Source organism: Zoogloea sp. GW822-FHT05C07, from assembly GCF_058800215.1.
The window spans coordinates 1,231,755-1,254,504 of the sequence record NZ_CM179510.1 but is presented as its reverse complement, the minus strand read 5'-3'; the positions used below and the strand labels follow the sequence as shown (position 1 = coordinate 1,254,504).

At 65.3% G+C, this 22,750-nt stretch carries 25 protein-coding genes; 17 read left to right on the top strand and 8 right to left on the bottom strand.

Annotated features, from left to right (window positions below; all coding sequences use genetic code 11):
* Positions 1-13 precede the first annotated feature (13 nt).
* Both AC3QL2_RS05940 and motD read left to right on the top strand, forming a co-directional pair.
* Complete coding sequence (locus tag AC3QL2_RS05940) at positions 14-754, top strand: flagellar motor protein (RefSeq protein WP_493231850.1); 741 nt, start codon at positions 14-16, stop codon at positions 752-754.
* A gap of 4 nt (positions 755-758) precedes the next feature.
* Positions 759-1,646 (top strand): flagellar motor protein MotD, encoded by an 888-nt coding sequence (motD, locus tag AC3QL2_RS05935; RefSeq protein WP_493231852.1) that lies wholly within the window; start codon positions 759-761, stop codon positions 1,644-1,646.
* Positions 1,647-1,706: 60 nt separating this feature from the next.
* Here motD and AC3QL2_RS05930 read toward each other — a convergent pair whose 3' ends face one another.
* The 3 genes from AC3QL2_RS05930 to flgA all read right to left on the bottom strand — a co-directional run bounded on the left by AC3QL2_RS05930 (position 1,707) and on the right by flgA (position 3,300).
* On the bottom strand, positions 1,707-2,186 hold the full coding sequence (locus AC3QL2_RS05930) for a flagella synthesis protein FlgN (RefSeq protein ID WP_493231853.1): 480 nt from the start codon (positions 2,184-2,186) through the stop codon (positions 1,707-1,709).
* 6 nt (positions 2,187-2,192) lie between these two features.
* Positions 2,193-2,507: a flagellar biosynthesis anti-sigma factor FlgM gene (gene flgM / locus AC3QL2_RS05925; RefSeq protein ID WP_493231855.1), complete on the bottom strand. Its 315-nt coding sequence runs from the start codon at positions 2,505-2,507 to the stop codon at positions 2,193-2,195.
* Between the two features lie 88 nt (positions 2,508-2,595).
* Positions 2,596-3,300 (bottom strand): flagellar basal body P-ring formation chaperone FlgA, encoded by a 705-nt coding sequence (flgA, locus tag AC3QL2_RS05920; protein WP_493231857.1) that lies wholly within the window; start codon positions 3,298-3,300, stop codon positions 2,596-2,598.
* 324 nt (positions 3,301-3,624) lie between these two features.
* Here flgA and flgB point away from each other — a divergent pair, with 324 nt between their 5' ends.
* The 13 genes from flgB to AC3QL2_RS05855 all read left to right on the top strand — a co-directional run bounded on the left by flgB (position 3,625) and on the right by AC3QL2_RS05855 (position 15,437).
* Positions 3,625-4,029, top strand: coding sequence for a flagellar basal body rod protein FlgB (gene flgB / locus AC3QL2_RS05915; RefSeq protein WP_493231859.1), 405 nt, complete (start codon positions 3,625-3,627; stop codon positions 4,027-4,029).
* A 10-nt stretch (positions 4,030-4,039) separates the two neighbouring features.
* Positions 4,040-4,444, top strand: coding sequence for a flagellar basal body rod protein FlgC (flgC, locus tag AC3QL2_RS05910; protein ID WP_493231861.1), 405 nt, complete (start codon positions 4,040-4,042; stop codon positions 4,442-4,444).
* Positions 4,445-4,462: 18 nt separating this feature from the next.
* Entirely contained in the window at positions 4,463-5,146 is a 684-nt protein-coding gene (locus AC3QL2_RS05905; RefSeq protein WP_493231862.1) for a flagellar hook assembly protein FlgD, read from the top strand.
* A 12-nt stretch (positions 5,147-5,158) separates the two neighbouring features.
* Positions 5,159-6,811: a flagellar hook protein FlgE gene (locus tag AC3QL2_RS05900; RefSeq protein WP_493231863.1), complete on the top strand. Its 1,653-nt coding sequence runs from the start codon at positions 5,159-5,161 to the stop codon at positions 6,809-6,811.
* Positions 6,812-6,831: 20 nt separating this feature from the next.
* Positions 6,832-7,572 (top strand): flagellar basal-body rod protein FlgF, encoded by a 741-nt coding sequence (gene flgF, locus AC3QL2_RS05895; protein ID WP_493231864.1) that lies wholly within the window; start codon positions 6,832-6,834, stop codon positions 7,570-7,572.
* Positions 7,573-7,709: 137 nt separating this feature from the next.
* Positions 7,710-8,495: a flagellar basal-body rod protein FlgG gene (gene flgG / locus AC3QL2_RS05890; RefSeq protein ID WP_493231866.1), complete on the top strand. Its 786-nt coding sequence runs from the start codon at positions 7,710-7,712 to the stop codon at positions 8,493-8,495.
* Between the two features lie 23 nt (positions 8,496-8,518).
* Complete coding sequence (locus AC3QL2_RS05885; protein WP_493231868.1) at positions 8,519-9,196, top strand: flagellar basal body L-ring protein FlgH; 678 nt, start codon at positions 8,519-8,521, stop codon at positions 9,194-9,196.
* 11 nt (positions 9,197-9,207) lie between these two features.
* Positions 9,208-10,317, top strand: coding sequence for a flagellar basal body P-ring protein FlgI (locus tag AC3QL2_RS05880; RefSeq protein ID WP_493231869.1), 1,110 nt, complete (start codon positions 9,208-9,210; stop codon positions 10,315-10,317).
* On the top strand, positions 10,317-11,339 hold the full coding sequence (gene flgJ / locus AC3QL2_RS05875; RefSeq protein ID WP_493231870.1) for a flagellar assembly peptidoglycan hydrolase FlgJ: 1,023 nt from the start codon (positions 10,317-10,319) through the stop codon (positions 11,337-11,339). The genes AC3QL2_RS05880 and flgJ overlap by 1 nt, the downstream gene beginning before the upstream one ends.
* Positions 11,340-11,419: 80 nt before the next feature.
* Positions 11,420-13,372 (top strand): flagellar hook-associated protein FlgK, encoded by a 1,953-nt coding sequence (flgK, locus tag AC3QL2_RS05870; protein WP_493231872.1) that lies wholly within the window; start codon positions 11,420-11,422, stop codon positions 13,370-13,372.
* Positions 13,373-13,383: 11 nt separating this feature from the next.
* Entirely contained in the window at positions 13,384-14,574 is a 1,191-nt protein-coding gene (flgL, locus tag AC3QL2_RS05865; protein ID WP_493231873.1) for a flagellar hook-associated protein FlgL, read from the top strand.
* 16 nt (positions 14,575-14,590) lie between these two features.
* Positions 14,591-15,037 (top strand): hypothetical protein, encoded by a 447-nt coding sequence (locus tag AC3QL2_RS05860; protein WP_493231875.1) that lies wholly within the window; start codon positions 14,591-14,593, stop codon positions 15,035-15,037.
* Between the two features lie 94 nt (positions 15,038-15,131).
* On the top strand, positions 15,132-15,437 hold the full coding sequence (locus AC3QL2_RS05855) for a PilZ domain-containing protein (protein ID WP_493231877.1): 306 nt from the start codon (positions 15,132-15,134) through the stop codon (positions 15,435-15,437).
* A gap of 182 nt (positions 15,438-15,619) precedes the next feature.
* Here AC3QL2_RS05855 and AC3QL2_RS05850 read toward each other — a convergent pair whose 3' ends face one another.
* From AC3QL2_RS05850 to AC3QL2_RS05840, 3 genes are all read right to left on the bottom strand, one after another.
* Positions 15,620-16,381, bottom strand: a complete 762-nt coding sequence (locus AC3QL2_RS05850; RefSeq protein WP_493231878.1) for a hypothetical protein — start codon at positions 16,379-16,381, stop codon at positions 15,620-15,622.
* Between the two features lie 123 nt (positions 16,382-16,504).
* Positions 16,505-18,040, bottom strand: coding sequence for a fumarate hydratase (locus AC3QL2_RS05845; protein WP_493231879.1), 1,536 nt, complete (start codon positions 18,038-18,040; stop codon positions 16,505-16,507).
* 27 nt (positions 18,041-18,067) lie between these two features.
* Entirely contained in the window at positions 18,068-18,598 is a 531-nt protein-coding gene (locus AC3QL2_RS05840) for a TIGR00645 family protein (protein ID WP_493231881.1), read from the bottom strand.
* Between the two features lie 104 nt (positions 18,599-18,702).
* Between AC3QL2_RS05840 and purB the strand changes: the two genes are divergently transcribed.
* Positions 18,703-20,070 (top strand): adenylosuccinate lyase, encoded by a 1,368-nt coding sequence (gene purB, locus AC3QL2_RS05835; RefSeq protein ID WP_493231883.1) that lies wholly within the window; start codon positions 18,703-18,705, stop codon positions 20,068-20,070.
* 10 nt (positions 20,071-20,080) lie between these two features.
* The gene (locus AC3QL2_RS05830; RefSeq protein WP_493231884.1) at positions 20,081-20,398 is read left to right on the top strand and encodes a DUF2322 family protein; all 318 of its coding nucleotides are present in this window, start codon (positions 20,081-20,083) and stop codon (positions 20,396-20,398) included.
* 129 nt (positions 20,399-20,527) lie between these two features.
* Here the strand turns inward: AC3QL2_RS05830 and cysN are convergent, their stop codons facing one another.
* Both cysN and cysD read right to left on the bottom strand, forming a co-directional pair.
* Entirely contained in the window at positions 20,528-21,811 is a 1,284-nt protein-coding gene (gene cysN, locus AC3QL2_RS05825; protein ID WP_493231886.1) for a sulfate adenylyltransferase subunit CysN, read from the bottom strand.
* Positions 21,812-22,747, bottom strand: a complete 936-nt coding sequence (gene cysD / locus AC3QL2_RS05820; RefSeq protein ID WP_493231887.1) for a sulfate adenylyltransferase subunit CysD — start codon at positions 22,745-22,747, stop codon at positions 21,812-21,814.
* Between the last annotated feature and the right edge of the window lie 3 nt (positions 22,748-22,750).

The following is a 22,750-nucleotide window of genomic DNA, read 5'->3' as shown; positions in this document are numbered from 1 at the left end:
CCAGAGGGCGCGCATGGACAGCATCAGTCTTATCGGGATCACCCTTGCCCTGGCGGCAATTCTCATCGGCCAGGTGCTGGAGGGCGGGCATGTAGGTTCATTGATCCAGCCCACGGCCTTCATGATCGTCATCGGCGGCACCCTTGGCGCGGTCATGCTGCAGAGTTCTTTGCAGGTCTTCCGCACCGGGGTCCGAATGGTCCGCTGGGTCTTCGTCCCGCCGGCGCTCAACCACGCCGAGTTGATCGCGCAGATCGTCGACTGGAGCCACGTGGCTCGCAAGGAAGGCCTGCTGTCCCTGGAGGCGCAGATTCCGGCGCTGGAGGACCCCTTCATTCAGAAGGGCCTGCAATTGCTGGTCGATGGGGTCGAGCCGGAGCGCCTGCGGGATGTGCTGGAGGTGGATATCGACACCTGGGAGGCGCAGATGAGGCAGGGCGCGAAGATCTGGGAGGCGGCCGGTGGCTACGCGCCGACGATCGGCATCCTGGGGGCGGTGATGGGCCTGATCCACGTGATGGAGAATCTGTCCGATCCGTCGCGCCTCGGTTCTGGGATCGCCGTCGCCTTCGTGGCGACGATCTATGGCGTGGGCTCGGCCAACCTGATCTTCCTGCCGGTCTCGAAGAAGCTCATGGCCGTCATCGGCACGCTGGTCTCCATGCGGGAGATGCTGCTCGACGGACTTGTCGGGATCGCAAATGGCGACAATCCCCGCATTATCGAACGCCGTCTGAGCGGGTACGTGGGCTAAGGGCATGGCGCGGCGGCGTGGAAAGCGGGAAGACGAGCACGAGAGCCATGAGCGCTGGCTGGTCTCCTACGCCGACTTCATCACCCTGCTGTTCGCTTTCTTCGTGGTGATGTATTCCCTGTCGTCGCTCAACGAGGGCAAGTACCGGATCATGTCCGATTCGGTGGTGAACGCCTTTCGCAACATCGCCAACAGCGACAACCCACGGATCGCGTCAAATCCGATCCCGCCAATCCGCCCGAGCACGGCAACGCCACCGAATGCGGCCGGCGAGACCGACGAGGCGCGTCGTTCGAAGGCCGAGCGGGTGCGCAACATGGCCGAGGAGATCCGCAAGGTGCTGGCCCCGCTGGTGGCCGATGGTCAGGTGCGGGTCACCGAAGGGGCGTTCGGGATCACCGTCGAGATCAACGCAAGCGTGCTCTTTGCGCCGGGGTACGCCCAGCTCGGGCCGGAGGCCGTCAGGGCGTTGCGTGCGGTGGCCCAGGTGCTGGCCGGAGCGGAGTTTCCGATCACCGTCGAAGGGCATACCGACGTGACGCCGATTGCGACCGCGATGTTTCCGTCCAACTGGGAGTTGTCTGCTGTACGGGCCTCCAGCGTGGTGCGCCTGTTCATCGAGAACGGCGTCAAGCCTGCACGCCTGACGGCGGCGGGCTACGGCGATCAACGGCCGGTCGCCGACAATGCCACGCCGGACGGGCGTGCCCGCAACCGCCGCGTCACGATCCTGATCGAATCGCGGGTCGCCGAGCCGGAGCCGAACAAGCCTGTCAGAGCTTCAGGCGTGGCCGATTCCATCCTGCCGTCGAATGAGCCGGCCTTGCCGTCCGCGCGGGCGCCGGCAGGGGATGCGGCAGCGCCGGCGGCTTCGGGTCAGGATAAACGCTGAGAGGCTCTGAACCGGCTGAACGGACTGGGTGAGCTGCTGAGTGGAACGCCGAGGCCGAGATCAGGCCGATCCCAGGTGGCGGCCGCCTCCGGTGGGGCGCGACTGACCGTCCTGGCCATAGATCTGTGGATGTTCGGCGGCGGCAAGCAGCGTGCTCAGGGCCTGCTGGTTGTTCTGCAGGCGCTCGCGGATCAGTTGTCCATTGACGCGATTGCGTTCCCTGGCCTCGGTGGCGAGGGTGATCACCTCGTCCCAGCTGGCGAGCGCTTCCGGCATGCTGCCGAGGGCGAGCCGGATGTTCTCGTTGCTGACCCGGGCGCCGGCTCGCGAGAACATCACGGTCCTGTCGTCGGACAGGCGCTGCAGCGTGCGGTAAAGCGAGGTCTTTTCCTCGGCAAGCGTCGTCAGGGTGTCGATCTTGCCGGCGATCAGCAAGGCCTCCTCCTGCTGCAGCAGTGCGATGAAGCTCTGCAGGCCGCTGCGCTCCTCGCCGATGAGCACGGCAAGGCGATGAATGAAGGTCTGATCGACGGTTGCCATGCTCTATCAGGCGCGCCCGGTCTGGGTGGCCAGCATCTGGCGAACGCTTTCGATCAGCCCGTCCGCGACCTTGCCGGTATCCACCTTGAAGTGACCCTGGCTCATGGCCTGCTTGATCTCATCGACCTTGGCGCTGTCCACGACGGGGGTGCTGGCGATGGTTTCTTCCATCTGTTGCATGCGCGACGACAGGGAGGAGATCTCGACCTTGTCGGTATCGCTGCTGCTCGATTGCGTCCTGGTGCTGTCCTTGGTTGCACGGGTTCGTCCGTCGCTGGACGGCAGGCCACCGGTCGCTTTGACTGAGTTTTCAATCTTCACGGTCTTGTCCTTTCTTCCACAAGTCGTTCAGGTCAACGACGCGCAGGGCCAAAACTTTAACCCGTTTGAATGTCATGGAGGCCGTGCATTACGGGGTGATGATCTCGATGAACCCGCCGTTGCGGGCAATGCCGCGCACGACCTGGCCGGTGCTCAGGCGGACCTGCGCGCCCTGGCCGTCGGGGGCCGTGCTCAGCGCCGTTCCGTCGTTGGCCACCTGAAAGCCGGGGCCGCGGGAAATGACCTTCACCGGCTGGCCCTGGACGACGGCCGGCGGCAGGCGCAAGTGGCTGGCGGCCAGCGGCTTGCCGGCGGCCAGGGAGATGCGCGCGGCGTAGCCGACGGCCTGTGACGGGTCGGTCAGTACATCCGGAGCCTGGGCGCTCAGCTCACCGGTTTCGTGGCGCAGGTCGCTGGGCCCGACGATCTGCCCGGCCAGCAGGGGGGCCGCCGTGACCAGATAGACGCCCCGGACCCGGACGTCTGCGGGCACGTAAGCGGACCAGGGGGTCGGTGCCAGGCAGCGCACGCCGACGGTCAGGCGGCCCCACGGGCGGCTGCCGGGAGGCATGAAGGCTTCCAGTTGAAGGCAGGGCGGGAGGACGTTGTCGGCGGCGAAGTCGCCCACCTGCACATGTACCTCGCCGGGCAGGCTGCGGCTCTGGATGTTGAGGAAGCGTGAGACTTCGGCGCGTACCGGGGCGGGGTCCTGGCGGGCGACGGCCGGGAGCGCCAGTGTGCACAGGCCCAGCAGGGCCAGTACGGGCATGAGGCGGAGCAGGACGGACTTCATGGGGCGAAGGTTTGGACGGATGTCCTTATTCGACCACGTCCAGCAGGATAGTGCGAAAAAAATCAGCAGATCTTTTCCGGCAGGCGTGACGCAAGGGGCGGCACTTGCCGGTATGGGCGGCAAAGTTTGCCGTTGCCGCTGGAGCTGCGGTGCCTGTCGCGCAAATTGACGAGGGATTCACCGCCTGTTTGGGCCATCGGAAGGCGTGCCCGTGGCGTAGAGTGCTTGGCACGGAAGCTGCATTGAAATGATCTAGAACCGCGGTGCCTTGTTTGGCGAGTTGTATATCGGCACCGATGGAAACGAACTTTAGGGGTGAATCGAATGGCCGATCGACTGGACAACGAGTTGCGCTTTCACCAGGCAGCGCTCAACGTGCGGGCGTATCGCCAGCAGGTGATCGCTTCCAACATCGCCAATGCCGACACGCCCAACTACAAGGCCCGTGACGTCGATTTCCGCGAAGCCCTGAACGGCGCGCTGGGTGGCAAGACGAGCGGCCTGCCGCTTACCACGACCTCGGTCGGCCATCTGCCGGGCAGCGCCGGCAATGTGCTGGACGCCAGCCTCAAGTACCGGACGGAAGAGCAGGGCGCCATCGACGGCAACACGGTGAGCATGGATGCGGAGCGCAGCGCGTTTGCCGAGAACTCGGTCCAGTACCAGGCCAGCATCACCTTCATCAACGGCCTGCTGCGCTCCATGCAGCAAGCCATCCAGGGCCAATAAGGAGCGTATCGTGAGCATGCTCAACGTCTTCCACGTGGCCGGCAGTGCGCTGAACGCCCAGGCTCTGCGCCTCAACACCACCGCCAGCAACCTGGCCAACGCCGACAGCATCACCTCCAGCAACGGCCAGCCCTACAAGGCCAAGCAGGTGGTCTTCGCGGCGACGCCGATGGCCGGGCCGGGCGCCCAGGGCGTGCAGGTTACGCAGATCGTCGAAAGCGCCGCACCGATGCGCATGGTGTACGACCCGAAGAGCCCAGCCGCCAATGGGGAAGGCTATGTGGCGCTGCCGAACGTGAACGTGGTCGAGGAAATGACCAACATGATTTCGGCTTCCCGGGCCTACCAGACCAACGCCGAGGTCATGGGGACGGCCAAGTCCCTGATGGAAAAAACCCTGGCCATTGGCCAGTAAGCGTAACGGAGCACGATGATGAGTACCGTCAATTCGACCACTTCGACCAACGCCGCGGATGTCCTGGCTGCCCTGCAGAAGTCCTCGACGACAACCACCGCCAAGACCGATGATTCGCAGACCCGTTTCCTGAAGCTGCTCACCGAGCAGCTCAAGAACCAGGATCCGCTGAACCCCACCGACAATGCGCAGATGACGTCGCAGCTGGCCCAGATCAGCACCGTGAACGGCATCGACAAGCTCAACGCGACGCTGACTTCCCTGCTCGACCAGTCCCAGTCCAGCGACGCGCTGCAGGCCGCCGCGCTGGTGGGCAAGGGCGTGATGGTCGCCGGCAGCGCCTTGACCCTGTCGAGCAGCAAGGCTTACGGTGGCTTCGAGGTCGCCAGTGCCGCGGACAAGGTGACGGTCACGATCAAGGACGCCAGCGGCAACGAGGTGCGCAAGATGGAACTAGGTCCCGTCGACGAAGCCGGGGTCTACAACTTTGCTTGGGATGGCACGACCAACAGCGGCGCCGTCGCGGCGGATGGCAAGTACACGGTCAGCGTCAGTGCAACCCGGGGCGATACCGATGTGAAGCCGACAGCGCTGACCCTCACCACGGTCAACAGCGTGCTGCGTTCCAGCGCCGGCAGCGTGTCGCTGGACGTGGGGTCGGGCGGGACCGTGGGCTTGTCCGACATCAAGCAGATTCTGTAAGCGGAGACGAAAATGGCATTCCAACAAGGTTTGAGCGGCCTGTCGATTGCGTCCAAGGCGCTCGATGCGATCAGCAACAACGTGTCCAACTCCGGGACCGTCGGCTACAAGCAAGCCGTTGCCCAGTTCTCCGACGTCTTCGCAGCCTCGCTGGCCAGCGGCGGAACCCAGGTCGGTATCGGCGCCCAGGTTGCCAAGGTCTCCCAGCAGTTCGGCCAAGGCAACATCACGACCAGCACCAATGGCCTGGATCTGGCGATCAACGGCCAGGGCTTCTTCCGCATGGACAACGAGGGGGCCATCACCTATAGCCGGAACGGCCAGTTCGAGACCGACAAGAACGGCTACATCGTGAATGCCCAGGGTTTGCGTCTGACCGGCAAGGTTGCCGACGCGAACGGCGTGCTGACCGGTGCTACCGGCGACCTCAAGCTCAACCTCAGCGACGCCAAGCCGCAGGCGACCAGCAGTGCCGGCTACAACGTCAACCTGGACTCCCGTTCGGCCACGCCCACGTCGCTCACCGCCGCTTCGGGCAAGAGTGCAGCGATCGCGTCGCTGACCGGTGCTGCGCCGGCCTTCACGCTGGCGGCGACCGATCAGCTGACCTTCCAGCTCGACGGCGAAACTGGCTCCACGGTGGTGAACATGCCGGCAGGAACCTATAACGACGTGGGCTCCCTGGCCTCGGCCATCCAGACCGCCATCGACCAGAGCTCCCTCAAGGGGCGCATCAAGGTGTCGGGCGACAGCACGCCGGCCCTCACCTTCACGTCGGCCCGTACCGGTCGTTTGTCCAATATCACTGTTACCGGCACGCCCGCGTCCTTGCTGCCCACTACGACCACGCAGGGCAGCAATGCCAACTTCAGCATCACCGATCCGTCGAGCTATACCAGCTCCACGTCCCAGACGGTGTACGACTCCCTCGGCAATCCGCACACCCAGTCCCTGTATTTCGTGAAGACCGCCCAGGCCAACACCTGGGATGTGTACAGCAGCCTGGATGGGCTGCCGCCGCAGATCAACCCGGACGCCAAGACGCTGAACCCGGCCACCACCGAGAACCGCTGGATGTCGATCAGCTTCGACAGCAACGGGGTGTTCCAGAGCTCCAGCCTGTACCAGATCGACCCGGCCAACCCGACCCAGATGGCTTATGTGCAGAGCCCGAGCTCCAAGATCCAGGTTGGCTACGATATCTCGACCGGTGCCACCAGCCAGTTGACCTTCGACGTGGATCTGGCCGGTACGACCCAGTTCGGCAACAGCTACGGGATCAACCAGCTGACCCAGGACGGTTTCACCACCGGCAAGCTGTCGGGCCTGAGCGTCAGCGCCGACGGCACGGTGCTGGGCAACTTCAGCAATGGCCAGTCGCGGGTCATGGGGCAGGTGTATCTGGTCAGCTTCCAGAACCCCAATGGCCTCAAGTCCATCGGCGGCAACCAGTGGGTGTCCACCAACGAATCCGGGGCGGAGCAGCCGAATGCGCCAGGTACCGGCGTGCTGGGTGTGCTCCAGTCCGGCGCGCTGGAGGACTCCAACGTCGACCTCACCTCCGAGCTGGTCAATATGATTACCCAGCAGCGCGCCTACCAGGCCAACGCCCAGTCCATCAAGACCGAGGACCAGGTGCTGCAGACGTTGGTCAACCTGCGTTGATGAGCCTAGAGGGCTAAGCCTTGGACCGACTGATCTATACCGCGATGACCGGCGCCGCCTCCACGATGGGGCAGGAGGCGTCCGTCGCGCACAACATGGCCAACGCCACCAGCACCGGCTTCAAGGCGGAACTGCACCGCCTGCGCGCCGTGCCGGTCCAGAACGCGCTGCTGCCGACGCGGGCCTTCGTCGTCGATGCCAGCGTCTCGGACGATCTTTCGCCCGGGGCGCTGCAGAGCACCGGGCGCGGGCTCGACATGGCGGTCCAGGGCCAGGGTTGGTTTGCGGTGCAGTTGCCGGACGGCAGCGAAGCCTATACCCGTGATGGCAGCTTCGAACTCAGCCCCAATGGCATCCTGCAGACCCGCAGCGGTTTGCCGGTGCTCGGCAATGGCGGCCCGATCACCATTCCGCCGGACGTGGAAGTGCAGCTGGGCGCCGATGGCACGCTGTCGACGGTGCAGCGCTCGGGTTCGCGCAACAGCACCAGCGCCGTGGACCAGCTGAAGCTCGTCAATCCGCCCACGCAGGACCTGCAGCGCGGCGCCGATGGCCTGTTTCGCCTGGCGAATGGTGCCCAGGCGCCGGCAGATCCTGCCGTCAAGGTTGCCGCCGGCTACCTGGAGGGCAGCAACGTGAATGTCGTCGAACAGATGGTGTCGATGATTTCCCTGTCCCGCCAGTACGAAATGCAGACCAAGCTGCTGAGTACCGCCAAGGAGATGGATCAGTCCGCCACCCAGCTTGTTTCCAAGAGCTGAGCGGCACTGACTAAACTGGAATAGACGGGGCTTTCCTCGTCTGCTCCGGAGCTGGAACACCTCTTGCTCAGTCTAGTATTGAATCCGCTGCACCGGCCGATCTTGCCGCCGCAGTAACCAGACACCAGGAGCCCTCCATGCTCATCCGTTCCCTCTCGACCGCCGCTTCCGGCCTCGAGGCCCAGCAGACCCAGCTGGACGTCATCTCCAACAACCTGGCCAACGTCTCGACCAATGGCTTCAAGCGTTCGCGGGCCGTTTTCGAGGATCTGCTGTACCAGAATCTGCGCCAGCCCGGCGCCCAGTCTACGCAGCAGACGACCATCCCGTCCGGCCTGCAGATCGGTGTCGGCGTGCGGCCCATCGCGACGGAGCGCAACCATACCCAGGGTTCGCTGACGCAGACCGGCAACGCGCTGGATGTGGCGATCAACGGCGAGGGCTTTTTCCAGATCCTGCTGCCCGACGGCACCACCGCCTACACGCGGGACGGCGCCTTCCAGAAGGATTCCAACGGGCAGATCGTGACCTCCAGCGGCTACCCGCTGCAGCCGGCCATCACGATCCCTTCCAACGCCCTGTCGCTGACCATCGGCAAGGACGGCGTTGTGTCGGTGACGCTGCCGAACCAGACCGCGCCCTCCCAGATCGGCAACATCCAGGTGGCCAGCTTCGTCAATTCCGGCGGTCTGCAGAGCGTTGGCGAAAACCTGTACCTCGAGACCGCGGCCAGCGGCACGCCCAACCCGAACACGCCGGGCACCAATGGCGTCGGCGTGCTCAACCAGACCTACGTCGAATCCTCAAACGTGAACGTGGCCGAGGAACTGGTACTGATGATCCAGACCCAGCGCGCCTACGAACTCAATTCCAAGGCGGTGTCCACGTCCGACTCGATGCTCGGCAAGCTGACGTCCCTGTAAGTCCTTAGCTGCGGAGATTGATCGTGTCCCTGTCCCGTATCCTTTCCGTGCTGTTGCTGGCCGGGCTGAGCGGCTGTGCCGCGCTGCAGAGCACGCCGCCGACGGCGGTCCATCAGCCGATGACCATCCGTCCGGAGGCCCGTCCGGCCCAGGCGTCCCAGGGCGGCTCGATCTTCCAGCCGAGCTTCTCGCGCCCCCTGTTCGAAGACCGGCGGGCCCGCTTCGTCGGCGACGTGATCACCATCAACCTGGTCGAGCAGACCGCCGCGAGCAAGAAGTCGTCGGCCACCGCAGAGCGCAACTCCAGCCTCAGCGCCTCCCTGTCGGGCCTGGCCAAGGTGCCGCTGGCCGGTGCGCTCAACGGGCTCGGCGCGACGGCGTCGGACGCCAGCAAGTTTGGTGGCAAGGGGGATGCGGCGGCCAACAACGCCTTCACCGGCACGATCACCACGACGGTCATCGAGGTGCTGTCCAACGGCAACCTGCTGGTGTCCGGCGAAAAGCAGATCGCCATCAACCAGGGCAATGAATTCATCCGCTTCTCCGGCATCGTCAATCCGGTGAACGTGACCGGCGCCAACACCGTGCAATCGACGCAGGTCGCCGATGCGCGCATCGAGTACCGGGCCAACGGCTACATCGATGAAACCGAGAACATGGGTTGGCTGCAGCGTTTCTTCGTGAACGTGATGCCTTTCTGAAAGGTCTGACGATGTTCCCCTTGTCCCGTCTGTGTCTGGCCCTTGCCGTTGCGGCGAGCCTGGCCGTCGCGGCGCCGGCCCGGGCCGAGCGCCTCAAGGATCTGGCGTCGATCGGCGGCGTGCGGCAGAACCAGCTGATCGGCTACGGCCTGGTGGTCGGCCTCGACGGCTCCGGCGACCAGACCACCCAGACGCCATTCACGGTGCAGAGCATCATCAACATGCTCGGCAACCTGGGTATCACGCTGCCGCCCGGCCAGTCCCTGCAGCTCAAGAACGTCGCGGCGGTGATGGTCACCGCCAGCCTGCCGCCGTTTGCCCGCCCGGGCCAGCAGATCGACGTCACGGTCTCGTCGATGGGCAACGCCCGCTCGCTGAAAGGGGGCACGCTGGTCATGACGCCGCTGAAGGGGGCCGACGGACAGGTCTATGCGATGGCCCAGGGCAGCCTCGCGGTGAGCGGTGCCAGCGGGTCTGCCGGCGGCGCCAAGGTCACCGTCAACCACCTGGCGGCCGGGCGGATTCCCGGCGGGGCCACGGTGGAGCGCGGGGTGGCGACGCCGGTGGGGCAGGGCGACTCGATCTTCGTGGAGCTCAACGACGCCGACTTCGGCACCGCCCAGAACGTGGTCGACGCCATCAACCGCCTTGTGCCGGGGTCCGCCCAGGCCATCGATGGCCGGCAGATCCAGGTGCTGGCGCCGGACGATTCCGGTCGGCGGGTGGCCTTTCTCGGTCGCCTCGAGAACCTCGACGTGACACCGGCGGTGCAGGCCGCCAAGGTGATCGTCAATTCGCGGACCGGCTCGGTGGTCATGAACCAGAAGGTGGCGCTGCAGAACTGCGCGGTGGCCCATGGCAGCCTGACCGTGACGGTGAATAACGAGCCGCAGGTGAGCCAGCCGAATCCGCTGTCCGCCGGCCAGACGGCGGTTACCGACAAGGGCTCGGTGGACATCAAGCAGGACGGTGGCACACTGTTCAACATCAAGGCCGGCACCAACCTCGCCGACGTGGTCAAGGCGCTCAACGCGGTGGGGGCCAACCCCCTTGAGCTGATCGCCATCCTGCAGGCCATGAAGGCCAGCGGCGCGCTGCGGGCCGAGCTCGAGGTGATCTGATGGCGGCGGACTTCAGCCAGATCAACGCCCTCGATCCGAACGCGCTGTCCGGGCTGAAGCGCCTGACGAAGGACAACTCGCCGGAGGCCATCAAGGCGGCGTCCCGCCAGTTCGAGGCCTTGTTCGTGCAGCAGGTCATGAAGTCCATGCGCGATGCCGCCCCCACCAAGGGCGGCATGTTCGACAGCGAAGAGACGCGCATGTACCAGTCGCTGCTCGACCAGCAGATGTCCATGCAACTCTCCACCCGCGGGCGTGGTTTTGGCCTCGCCAAGGTCATCGAGCGGCAGATGAGCCAGGGGCGGGAGCCGGTGACCCAGCCGGATGGCCCAGTGCCGCTGGAACCGTCGATCAAGCGGAACTTCGACACCGCGGTGTCGCCGGCGGCAAAGGTAGGTGGCGAAGCGGCAAATCCTGCCGCAAGCTTGCCGGCGGCATCGGCATCGGCATCGGCATCGGCATCGGCATCGGCATCGGCATCGGCATCGGCATCGAGCACCGTTGCCCCGCAGTTGTCGGGCATGCCGGCCGGCAGTCGGGCCCGGGCCTTCGTCGACAAGGTGTGGCCGCAGGCCGTCGAGGCCAGCAAGGCCACCGGCATTCCGGCGCGTTTTCTGGTGGCCCAGGCCGCCCTCGAGACCGGCTGGGGCAAACACGAACTGAAGAACGCCGACGGCACACCGAGCTACAACCTCTTCAACATCAAGGCGGGGCGCAGCTGGAGCGGCGCCACGGTGAATACCTCCACCACCGAACACCGCAACGGCCAGGCGACGGCGGAGAGCGCCCGCTTCCGCGCCTATGGCTCCTACGAAGAGTCCTTCCGCGACTACGCCCGCCTGATCGGCAGCAACCCGCGCTATGCGGCGGTGGTCGGCCAGACGGACGCGACCCGCTTTGCCCGTGGCCTGCAGGCCGCCGGCTACGCCACCGATCCCATGTACGCGGACAAGCTCGCCCGCATCATCAACGGCAATACCCTGCGGGTTGCCCTCGGCGCCGGATCCGTACCCAGCGCCTGAGCGGCGGTGTTTGCCGGTTCGTTGCTGGCAAAGTTCTTGCGTAGTCTGCCGTAGATACCTCCGAATCAGGGACGCGGATCATGGGCAGCAGCATCTTCAATATTGGCCTCACCGGACTCAACGCCGCCCAGGCGGGGCTGATCACGACCAGTCACAACATCTCGAATGCGGGAACGGCCGGTTACAGCCGTCAGACGACGGTCCAGAGCACCAACCCAGCCATGTTCAGCGGCGCGGGTTTCTTCGGTGAAGGGACCAAGGTCGATACCATTAAGCGGGCCTACGACAGTTTCCTGAGCAACCAGGTGCTGTCCGCCGACACCAAGTACAACGAGTACAACACCTACAGCACGGAGATCAGCCAGATCGACAACATGCTGGCGGATTCCACGGTGGGCCTTGAACCGGCGGTGGATTCCTTCTTCCAGGGGGTGCAGGAAGTGGCGGCCAACCCGTCCAGTATCCCGGCCCGCCAGTCGATGATCTCCTCGGCCCAGAGCCTGGTGGACCGCTTCCAGAACCTGGCAACCCGCCTCAGCGACGTCCGGGCCGGCGTCGAAGGGCAGATCAAGGACACTGTCACGTCGATCAGCTCCTACGCCGAGCAGATCGCCGACGTCAATCGCCAGATCGCCATCGCCCAGCAGGCGGGTTCGTCCCAGCCGGCCAACGATCTGCTCGACAAGCGCGACCAGTTGGTGAAGGAACTGAACCAGCTGGTGCGGGTGTCCACCACCACCGCCAGCGACGGCTCCATGTCGGTCTTCATCGGTACCGGCCAGCCGCTGGTGGTCGGCATCAATGCCACCAAGCTCGAAGCCCGCCCGTCCTCCACCGATCCGACCCGCCTCAACGTCAATATCATCACGCCGAGCGGTGCCCCGCTGACTGTGCCGGAAAACCTGCTCGGCGGCGGCAAGCTCGGCGGCCTGCTGACGATGCGCTCCGAGTCCCTCGATGCGACGCAGAACCAGCTCGGCCTGATCGCCGTCGGCCTGAGTGCCGCGTTCAACGCCCAGCACGCGCTGGGCCAGGATCTCAACGGAAACCTCGGCACGTCTTTCTTCACGACCCCCGCCGTGACCGTGCTGAGCGACGCAAGCTCGACCACGACGCCGCCGACGGTGCAGTTCGGCGACGTGTCCAAGCTGACCGGCGACGACTACAAGCTCGTCTTCACCGACGCCGTTGGCAACTATTCGCTGACCCGGCTTTCCGACGGCATGTCCGTGAGCCCCGCAACGGTCGGGCTGTCGATCACGCCGCCAGCAACCTCCAAAGCGGGTGACAGCTTCGTCATCCAGCCCACCCGCAACGCGGCGGCCAACATCAACGTCGCCATTACCGATACCCGCATGATCGCGGCGGCGGCGCCGGTCACCGCGTCGGCCACGAGTACCAACCTGGGGTCTGCCAGCATCACCGCGCCGGTGGTGTCGAGCACCTCCAACCTGGCCAGCTTCGGCACCAGCGCGGCTCCGCTGACGCTGACCTACTCGGGCGGTACGCTGACCGGCTTCCCGGCCGGCCTGCCCGTCACCTATACGCCGCCGGGCGGCACGGCGGTCACCGTGGCGGCCCCGGCGGCTTCCATCCCCTACACCAGCGGGATGACGATCAGCTTCGGTGGGGTGTCCTTCACGATGAACGGCGCGCCGCAGGCCAACGACACCTTCAAGCTGGGCCCCAACACGGGGGGCGTGTCGGACAGCCGCAACGCTGTCCTGTTGGGCAATCTGCAGACCACCAAGCTGATGCTCTCCGCCAGCGGCCAACCGTCGGCAACCTTCCAGTCGGTGTATGCGCAGCTGGTCAGCGCGGTCGGCAACAAGGCCCGCGAGGTCAGCGTGAACAGTGACGCGCAGAAAAGCCTGGTGGATCAGGCGGTTCAGGCCCAGCAGTCGGTGGCAGGCGTAAATCTCGATGAAGAAGCCGCCAATTTGATCCGTTATCAACAGGCATACCAGGCGGCAGGCAAGGTCATGAGCATTGCCTCCAAACTTTTCGACCAAGTGCTGGCCCTCGGCCAGTAAGGAGCGCCATCATGCGAGTCACCACCGGCATGATTTTCGACAGCGGCGTCGCGCAGATCCAGGCGCAGAACAGCCAGTTGATGAAGAGCCAGAAGGAAGTCGCCACCGGCCGCCGGGTGCTGGCGCCGTCCGACGATCCGGTCGCATCGGCGCGGGCGCTGGAAGTGACCCAGTCGAAGAGCGTCAATGCGCTGTACACCTCCAACCAGGGCTACGCGTCGGACCAGCTCAAGCTGGTGGACAGCAAGCTCAGCGCCGCGACGGACCTTGTGACCTACGTGCGTACCCGCGCCGTCGAATCCGGCAACGGGACCTATTCGAGCAGCGAGCAAGCCAGCATCGCATCGGACCTGGCCGAGCAATACACCGCGCTGCAGGGCATCGCGAACAGCCAGGACTCCACCGGCGAATACATCTTTGGCGGCTACACCAGCAACGTGCAGCCCTTTACCGGCAGCATGACCACCGGCATGACCTACCAGGGCGACCAGGGTGCGCGCACGCTGCAGATCTCCGCATCGCGCAATCTGCCGGTCACCAGTTCCGGCGACGAGATCTTCAATACGCTGCGGGCGCCGGCCGGTTCGGCCTTTGCGCTCAGCTCGGCCGGCAATACCGGCTCGGCGCTGGTTTCCGGCATGAGCCTGAGCGGCTACAACGGCCACTCCTACGATATCAGCGTGGCGGCGGGGCCGACCTACCAGGTCTTCGACTCCACGGCCGATCCGACCCATGCCGCACCGATCACCCCGACGGTGACCATCAGCGGTTCGGACACGACCCTCAACTTCGGTGGCGTCACGCTGACGGTGACCGGCGCCCCGGCGGCCGGCGACAGCTACTCGGTCAGCACGGTCGCCAGCGCCTTCGACATCACGGGCAATTTCGTGAGCGCCCTGAAGTCGGGCAACTCCGCCGTCACCCGCTTCGGCGGCCGCCAGGCGATTGCCGGCATGGACGCCGCGCAGGACAGCATTTCGCGGGTGCAGGCCGGCGTCGGCTCGCGCATGCTGGAAGTGGAGACCCAGCAGAACATCGGCGGCAGCCTGGACCTGCAGTACAGCGAAACCCTGTCGCGCCTGCAGGACGCCGACTATGCTTCGGCGGTCAGCAGCCTGTCCCAGCAGCAGATCTACCTGCAGGCCGCCCAGCAGAGTTTCATCAAGGTCAGCAACCTGTCCCTGTTCAACTACATCAACTGACGCCATGGCGCCTGGGTTGCCCCGCTGTGCACTGCTCGGCCTGGCGCTGCTTGCCGGTTGCAGCAGCACGCCGCCGAAGGAGTGGCTGCTGGCGCCGGCGGCGGTCATGATCGCCTCGGATGCGGGCTACCTGAAGGCTCCGATGCTGGCGGGCGCGCTGATCTTCTACGTGGTCAGCGATCCTTTCGCGCCGAACTGGAGCATCGAGGAAGCCCGTCAGGGCGACGACCGCTACCTGCTGGCCCTGCGCCTGAAGGCCATTCATTCGGGGGGCGACGGCGAGGCCCGCCAGGTGTTCATGCGTCGGGCGGCGCAACTGGCTGGACAGCCGGGCTTTGCGTCCTACCAAGTGGTCTCGTGGCAGGAAGGGCTCGAAAGCACCCGTCCGTTTGCCCAGCGGGTCGCGTACGGCGAGCTGCGCCTCGTCCGTGCAGAGCCTGCGCCGGGCCTGCCGGTGAGATAAGCGTCACACCACCATGCCTGCAAGTGTTTAGGAGCCTTGCGGGATAGGGCCGAGTTTCGTATGGTGCGCGCTTCGACCGCAGGAATTTGCTGACATGGACCGAATGACCGAGAGACGGAAGGATCGCCGCATTCCGCTGGGCTGCAAGGTGGGTATCCGGCCCTACGGCGGGGGGCCGACCGTGGTCGGGACCTGCGTCGAACTGGGCGTCGGCGGCATGACCATCCACTCCAGCCATGTACCGCGAATGGACGAAGTCTTTGAGGTTGCCGTGCTGCCGGCCGACAGCGGCGGCACCTACATGCCGCTGCATGCCCGCGTGCGGGTGCGGCGCTGTCATGGGCTCGAGCAGGCCGGCGTTTACGAGATGGGCGTGGAGATCATCGAGATCATCCGCTGAAGAGTCGCGCTGACCGCATCCCGCGGTCGTCAGGCGGTCGTGGCCAGCGTCGGGCTGGGTGCCGGATTGCCGGCAAAAACGACAATTTTTCAAGTTCCTCCGTTGGGCAAGGCTTGCCCGGGTGATAGCCCTGCAGGACGTCCACTTCCCGTTGCATCGGTGGCGAGGCCGCCGGTGCGTTCCTAAAGCCCTATTTCACGGGCAGTCCGAGGCCCGATCAGGGTCTGTGCCAGCGAGTCCGGAATCCGCGCCTGATCGGCATCGAGGGGGATGCGGCCGGCCATGATCTCCGCTGCCGACTGGGGGTGGAGCGGCTGCTTTTGTGGCTCGGCGTAGCCGTCGGGAAACAGCGGCGCGAGGCTGTGGGGGTCGTACTTGTCGGTGGCGCCGAGGGTGTGCAGCAACTCGTGGGCGATGACCACCGCGTTGCGCTGGCGCTCGCTGCGACTGGCGAAAACCTTCACGACGCCGAGCGTGCCCTTTTCGAGGCCGACCGAATGGTCCAGCGACGGGGTCAGCGCCGGATCGTGGTAGAGCAGGAACAGGCGCACGTCGGGCCGTGGCCCTGGGGCGGCATCGTGGCGCCAGGCCCAGAAGCGCAGCTGCAGGCTCCAGCCCATCATCGTCAGCGCGTTGCCGCCGGCCGGGAAGGACGGCGGCTGACTGTTCAGCGGCGGGGCCAGGTTGATCGCCAGGGGCCGCAGCAGCGAATGTCCGTGGCGCTGCAGCTCGCCTTCCAGCCAGTCGCCGATGACCGTGAAGTCTTCGGGCTTCAGGTCGGCCACGATGCGCCGGCTCGTATCGGAAGGATCGGCAGCGATCGGATAGACCGTCACATGCAGGGTGCTGTCCCATGCGGTGCTGCGGGCACTGGATTTCCAGCTGCCGACGGCGACGGTGGCGAGGATGAACAGCAGGATGGCGATGCGGAGCTTGCGGAACATGGGGAATCGCTGTGGGCCGCAGCGCGGCTTCCGGAAAGAGTCCGGATTATGCCAAAAGATTTTGTACGGACCAGAAAAAAGCCCGGCCAGATGGCCGGGCTCGGGTACTACGACAGGGCGTGATCAGGCGACAGTGACCGGGATCTTGCCGATCTTGGCCTGCCATTCCTTCGGGCCGGTGTTGTGCACGCTGGTGCCGGAGGAGTCCACCGCGACGGTGACGGGCATGTCCTGCACGTCGAACTCGTAGATGGCTTCCATGCCCAGGTCGGCAAAGCCGACGACCTTGGCGCTCTTGATGGCCTTGGCTACCAGGTAGGCGGCGCCGCCGACGGCCATCAGGTAGGCGGAATTGTTGTCCTTGATCGCCTCGATCGCCACGGGGCCACGCTCGGACTTGCCGATCATGGAGATCAGGCCGGTCTTCTCGAGCATCATGCGGGTGAACTTGTCCATGCGGGTGGCGGTGGTCGGGCCGGCGGGGCCGACGACTTCGTCACGCACCGGATCCACCGGGCCGACGTAATAGATCACGCGGTTGGTGAAGTCCACCGGCAGGGTTTCGCCCTTGGCCAGCATGTCGGCGATGCGCTTGTGGGCGGCGTCGCGGCCGGTCAGCATCTTGCCGTTGAGCAGCAGCTTCTGGCCCGGCTTCCAGGCGGCGACTTCTTCCTTGGTCAGGGTGTCCAGATTGACGCGGGTGGCCGACTTGAGGTCCGGCGTCCAGGTGACGGCGGGCCAGTCTTCCAGCTTCGGCGGTTCGATCTTGGCCGGGCCGGAGCCGTCCAGGTGGAAGTGGCAGTGGCGGGTGGCGGCGCAGTTGGGCACCAGCGCGACCGGCAGGTTGGCGGCGTGGCAGGGGTAGTCCAGCACCTTCACGTCGAGCACGGTGGTCAGGCCGCCGAGGCCCTGGGCGCCGACGCCCAGCGCATTGACCTTCTCGTACAGTTCGAGGCGCAGCTCTTCGGCGCGGCTGAGGGTGGCGCCGGAGGCGGCCTTTTCCTTCAGCTCATGGATGTTCACCGGCGCCATGATGGATTCCTTGGCGAGCAGCATGGCCTTTTCGGGCGTACCGCCGATGCCGATGCCAATGATGCCCGGCGGACACCAGCCGGCGCCCATCTCGGGGATCTTGTGGAGGACCCAGTCCACCAGGTCGTCGGACGGGTTGAGCATCGCGAACTTGGACTTGGCTTCGGAACCGCCGCCCTTGGCCGCGCAGATCACTTCCACGTGGTGGCCTTCGACGATCTCGAAGTGCACCACGGCCGGGGTGTTGTCCTTGGTGTTCTTGCGGGCACCGGCGGGGTCGGACAGCACGGAGGCGCGCAGGGGGTTCTCCGGGTTGCTGTAGGCGCGGCGCACGCCTTCGTTGATCATCTCCTGGATGCTCATGGTGGCGTCCGGCCAGCTGACCTGCATGCCGACCTTGATGAACACCATGCCGATGCCGGTGTCCTGGCAGATCGGGCGGTGGCCTTCGGCGGCCATGCGGGAGTTGGTCAGGATCTGGGCGATGGCGTCCTTGGCGGCGGGGGATTCCTCGCGCTCGTAGGCTTCGCCCAGGGCCTTGATGTAGTCCAGCGGGTGGTAGTAGCTGATGTACTGGAAGGCGTCCGCGACGGACTGGATGAGGTCTTCCTGTTTGATGGCGGTCATGGGTGAGGCTCCCTCTACGTGATGTCTTTAGTGTTTGGACAGCAGGACGGTCTGGTTCATGATCTTGTCGACCATCGCCATGGCGAGGGCCGAGAACAGGAACACGACATGGATGATCACCTGCCACTGGATCGTGTGCTCGGGCAGGTTGCCGGCATTGATGAAGGTCTTCAGCAGATGGATCGACGAGATGCCGATGATGGCGGTGGACAGCTTGATCTTCAGTACCCCGGCGTTCACATGGGACAGCCATTCGGGCTGGTCCGGATGATTCTCCAGGTCGAGGCGCGACACGAAGGTTTCGTAGCCGCCGATGATGACCATGATCAGCAGGTTGGCGATCATCACCACGTCGATCAGGCCGAGGACCACCAGCATGGTCTCGGTCTCGCTGATGTGGCCGCCGGATTCGAAGACCGAGCTCACCAGGTGGAACAGCTCGGCCATGAAAAGATAAACATAGATGCCCTGGGCGACGACCAGGCCGAGGTACAGCGGCGCCTGGAGCCAGCGGCTCCAGAAGATGAAGCGTTCGAGTTGCTGGGGACCGTTGCTCATGATGATGGGCTGCAGTTGGGGAACCCCGGATTTTATCATCGGCGAACGGCTCTCCAAGACGCTAAAATAGAGAACTTTGCTTTTCCGCCTCAAGGGCTTTACGCATGAACCTGCAACCCATCACCGCGCTGTCGCCCCTCGACGGGCGCTACGAATCCAAGGTCTCCGCGCTGCGCGAGCACTTCTCCGAGTTCGGCCTGATCCGCAACCGCGTGAAGGTCGAGATCGAGTGGCTGAAGGCCCTCGCCGCCGCGCCCGGGCTGGTCGAGATCGCGCCGTTCTCCGCCGCCACGATCGCCGAGCTGGATGCCGTGATCGCCGAGTTCTCGGTGGCCGACGGTGAGGCCGTGAAGGCCATCGAGGCGACCACCAACCACGACGTGAAGGCCATGGAATACTGGCTGAAGCAGCGCCTCGGCCATAACCCCGAAGTCACCCGCGTCACCGAGTTCATCCACTTCGGCTGTACCTCGGAAGACATCAACAACGTGTCCCACGCGCTGATGCTGCGCGACGGCCGCGACGGCGTGCTGCTGCCGTCCCTCGACAAGATCATCGCCCGCCTGGTTGAACTGGCCCACCAGCATGCCGAGCTGCCGATGCTGTCGCGCACCCACGGCCAGCCCGCCAGCCCGACCACCCTCGGCAAGGAAATGGCCAACGTGGTGTATCGCCTGCGCCGCGTGCGCAAGGCCATCGCCGACGTCGAGCTGACCGCCAAGTTCAACGGCGCCGTGGGCAACTACAACGCCCACCTGTCCGCCTACCCCGAGTTCGACTGGGAAGGCTTCAACGGCCGCTTCATCGAATCCCTCGGCCTGGCCTTCAACCCCTACACGATCCAGATCGAGCCCCACGACGCGATGGCCGAGCTGTACGACGCCACCGCCCGCGCCAACACCATCGTGCTGGATATCTGCCGCGACATCTGGATGTACATCTCCCTCGGCTACTTCAAGCAGAAGCTGAAGGCCGGCGAGATCGGCTCGTCCACGATGCCGCACAAGGTCAACCCGATCGACTTCGAGAACGCCGAAGGCAACCTGGGCCTCGCCAACAGCGTGTTGCGCCACCTGGCCGACAAGCTGCCGGTGTCCCGCATGCAGCGCGACCTGACCGACTCCACCGTGCTGCGCAACATGGGCGTGGCCTTCGGCTACGCCGTGCTGGCCTACGACTCCTGCCTGCGCGGCCTCGGCAAGCTGGAAGCCGAGCCGGCCCGCCTGGCCGCCGACCTGGACGCCTGCTGGGAAGTGCTGGCCGAGCCGATCCAGACCGTGATGCGCCGCTACGCCGTGCCCAACCCCTACGAGCAGCTCAAGGAACTGACCCGCGGCAAGGGCATCACCAAGGCCGCGCTGCAGGCCTTCATCGGCACGCTGGCCATCCCCGAAGCCGAGAAGGCCCGTCTGCTGGAGATGACCCCCGCCAGCTACATCGGCAAGGCCGCCGAGCTGGCCAAGCGCATCTGAGGAGACGGACATGGCTTTTGCCGACAAGCTCAAGACTCTGCCGGGCGTGTCCCATCTCTCTGCGATCCAGCTGATCGATGCCGCCGATGCGGTGGTGGCCACCATCGAGAACAAACCCGGCCAGGCCGGCTCACTGGCGGTGTACAACCACCTGGCGCAGATCCATGGCGCGATCACTCCCGAAGCGGCAACCCAGGGCATCGCGATCTACGAGGAGCACAGTGAGGATGCACGCCTGAACCCAGGCAAGCATCCCAACATCGATCGCCTGATCGGCCTCGTCGAGCGCGGTGAAACCCTGCGCGTGAAGCACGTCTTCGCGACCTGAGCCGCGCTGTTGCATGGGGCGCCCGAGGGCGCCCCGCCAGCAGTTCCCAAAAAGCAAAACCCCCGGCAAGTCCGGGGGTTTTGCTTTGCGGCTCCCGGCCGCAGCCGGGAATGCAGCCTACGCGTCGGCTCAGGCGTTCAGGCCCGTGATCATGCCGGCACCCACCGTGTTGTTGGTGGATTCGTCGATCAGGATGAAGGCGCCGGTAGCGCGCGAGTCGGTGTAGTTGTCGGCGAAGACCGGCTGGGCCAGCTTGAGCTGCAGGCGGGCGATGTCGTTCATGGCCAGCGTGGTCGCCGCTTCCTTGTCCAGCGTGTTGATGTCCAGGCGGTGGGTGATGCTCGCCACCTTGGCCTTCACTTCGCGGGTAGTGTGGCGCAGCCAGTAGGTGCGCGCCGGCGACAGCGGGGTTTCCGACAGCCAGCAGACGATGGCTTCGACCTGCTTGGTCTGAGCCGGCACTTCGGCGCTGCTGACGATCATGTCGCCGCGGGAGATGTCGATCTCGTCTTCCAGCAGCAGGGTCACGGACTGCTCATGGATCGCCTTGGGCAGGGACTCGCCGTACAGCTGGATGTCCTTGACCTTGGTGGTCAGGCCGTTGGGCAGCACGGTGACGCTGTCGCCGACCTTGATCTCGCCGGACTCGACGCGACCCATGAAGCCGCGGTAGTCGTGCAGCTCGGGGTTGTCGGAAGCCTGCGGGCGGCACACGTACTGGACCGGAAAGCGGAAGCTCTCGGCCTGTTCGGTGTGGGCGGCGGGGGCGGCTTCGAGGATGTCGATCATCGTCGGGCCGTCGTACCAGTCGAGGCGCTCGCCACGGTCCACGATCATGTCGCCGTTGAGGGCCGACAGCGGGATGAAGCGCACGTCGGTGAGGCCGATCTGGTCGGCGAAGGCCTTGTACTCGGCAACGATCCGGTCGTAGGTGGCCTGGTCGTAATCGACGAGGTCCATCTTGTTGACGGCCACCACCACGTGGGGAATGCCCACCAGCTTGGTCAGGTAGCTGTGGCGGCGGGTCTGGGTCAGCACGCCCTTGCGCGCGTCGATCAGGATGATCGCCAGGTTCGCGGTGGACGCGGCGGTCACCATGTTGCGGGTGTACTGCTCGTGGCCCGGCGCGTCGGCGATGATGTACTTGCGGGTGCCGGTCGAGAAGTAGCGGTAGGCCACGTCGATGGTGATGCCCTGTTCGCGCTCGGCCTGCAGGCCGTCGGTGAGCAGGGACAGGTCGACGGCGGTCATGCCGCGCTTGCTGGAGGTGCGTTCGATGGCGGTGAGGGTGTCGGCGAGGATGGCCTTGGTGTCGAACAGCAGACGGCCGATCAGGGTGCTCTTGCCGTCATCGACCGAGCCGCAGGTCAGGAAGCGCAGCAGGCCGCGGTCTTCAACGTGTTGGGCGCTCATTTAGAAGTAACCCTCTTTCTTGCGTTGTTCCATGGAGGCTTCGCTGGTCTGGTCATCCAGACGGGTCGCGCCGCGCTCGGTGATCGTGGTGGTGGCGGTTTCGAGCACGATCTTCTCGACGTTGTCGGCGTCGGACTCCACCGGGGCGGTGCAGGAGATGTCGCCGACGGTGCGGAAGCGCACCTGCAGGTCGATGATCTCTTCGCCGGGCTTGGGCAGGTTGGTCAGCTCGCCGTTCATCAGCGGCACGTTGACCGGCACGATGGCGCCGGAACGCATCACCACCGGGCGGGTGTGGGCGAAGTAGATGCTCGGCAGCTCAAGCTTCTCGCGCTCGATGTACTGCCACACGTCCATCTCGGTCCAGTTGGAGATCGGGAAGGCGCGGATGTTCTCACCCTTGTGGCTGCGCGCGTTGTAGAGGTTCCACAGCTCCGGGCGCTGGTTCTTCGGGTCCCATTGGCCGAACTCGTCGCGGAAGCTCATGATGCGCTCCTTGGCGCGGGCCTTTTCCTCGTCGCGGCGGGCACCGCCGATACAGGCGTCGAAGCCGAACTCCTCGATGGCTTCCAGCAGCGTCACGGACTGGTGCTTGTTGCGCGATTCGTTTTCGTGCTTGAGGACGACGGTGCCGCGCTTCATGGAGTCTTCGACGGAGCGTACGATCAGGCGCTCGCCCAGCTCGGCGGCGCGCTTGTCGCGGAACGCGACCACTTCCTTGTAGTTGTGGCCGGTGTCGATGTGCATCAGCGGGAAGGGGAACTTGCCCGGGCGGAAGGCCTTTTCGGCCAGGCGCAGCATGCAGATGGAGTCCTTGCCGCCGGAGAACAGCAGCACGGGGTTGCTGCACTGGCCGGCCACTTCACGCATGATGTGGATGGCTTCGGATTCGAGCCAATCCAGGTGGCTCAGGGTCTGTTTGGTGAGCGTCGACATTGC

Bases quoted from the DNA above. Each gene is read 5' to 3' on its own strand.
- purB (WP_493231883.1), top strand. From the start codon at position 18,703: ATGAACCTGCAACCCATCACCGCGCTGTCGCCCCTCGACGGGCGCTAC.
- AC3QL2_RS05830 (WP_493231884.1), top strand. From the start codon at position 20,081: ATGGCTTTTGCCGACAAGCTCAAGACTCTGCCGGGCGTGTCCCATCTC.
- cysN (WP_493231886.1), bottom strand. From the start codon at position 21,811: ATGAGCGCCCAACACGTTGAAGACCGCGGCCTGCTGCGCTTCCTGACC.
- AC3QL2_RS05880 (WP_493231869.1), top strand. From the start codon at position 9,208: ATGTTCCCCTTGTCCCGTCTGTGTCTGGCCCTTGCCGTTGCGGCGAGC.
- flgB (WP_493231859.1), top strand. From the start codon at position 3,625: ATGGCCGATCGACTGGACAACGAGTTGCGCTTTCACCAGGCAGCGCTC.
- AC3QL2_RS05850 (WP_493231878.1), bottom strand. From the start codon at position 16,381: ATGTTCCGCAAGCTCCGCATCGCCATCCTGCTGTTCATCCTCGCCACC.
- AC3QL2_RS05930 (WP_493231853.1), bottom strand. From the start codon at position 2,186: ATGGCAACCGTCGATCAGACCTTCATTCATCGCCTTGCCGTGCTCATC.
- cysD (WP_493231887.1), bottom strand. From the start codon at position 22,747: ATGTCGACGCTCACCAAACAGACCCTGAGCCACCTGGATTGGCTCGAA.
- motD (WP_493231852.1), top strand. From the start codon at position 759: ATGGCGCGGCGGCGTGGAAAGCGGGAAGACGAGCACGAGAGCCATGAG.
- AC3QL2_RS05840 (WP_493231881.1), bottom strand. From the start codon at position 18,598: ATGAGCAACGGTCCCCAGCAACTCGAACGCTTCATCTTCTGGAGCCGC.
- flgA (WP_493231857.1), bottom strand. From the start codon at position 3,300: ATGAAGTCCGTCCTGCTCCGCCTCATGCCCGTACTGGCCCTGCTGGGC.
- AC3QL2_RS05940 (WP_493231850.1), top strand. From the start codon at position 14: ATGGACAGCATCAGTCTTATCGGGATCACCCTTGCCCTGGCGGCAATT.
- flgG (WP_493231866.1), top strand. From the start codon at position 7,710: ATGCTCATCCGTTCCCTCTCGACCGCCGCTTCCGGCCTCGAGGCCCAG.
- AC3QL2_RS05905 (WP_493231862.1), top strand. From the start codon at position 4,463: ATGAGTACCGTCAATTCGACCACTTCGACCAACGCCGCGGATGTCCTG.
- flgK (WP_493231872.1), top strand. From the start codon at position 11,420: ATGGGCAGCAGCATCTTCAATATTGGCCTCACCGGACTCAACGCCGCC.
- flgL (WP_493231873.1), top strand. From the start codon at position 13,384: ATGCGAGTCACCACCGGCATGATTTTCGACAGCGGCGTCGCGCAGATC.
- AC3QL2_RS05900 (WP_493231863.1), top strand. From the start codon at position 5,159: ATGGCATTCCAACAAGGTTTGAGCGGCCTGTCGATTGCGTCCAAGGCG.
- AC3QL2_RS05845 (WP_493231879.1), bottom strand. From the start codon at position 18,040: ATGACCGCCATCAAACAGGAAGACCTCATCCAGTCCGTCGCGGACGCC.
- AC3QL2_RS05855 (WP_493231877.1), top strand. From the start codon at position 15,132: ATGGACCGAATGACCGAGAGACGGAAGGATCGCCGCATTCCGCTGGGC.
- flgJ (WP_493231870.1), top strand. From the start codon at position 10,317: ATGGCGGCGGACTTCAGCCAGATCAACGCCCTCGATCCGAACGCGCTG.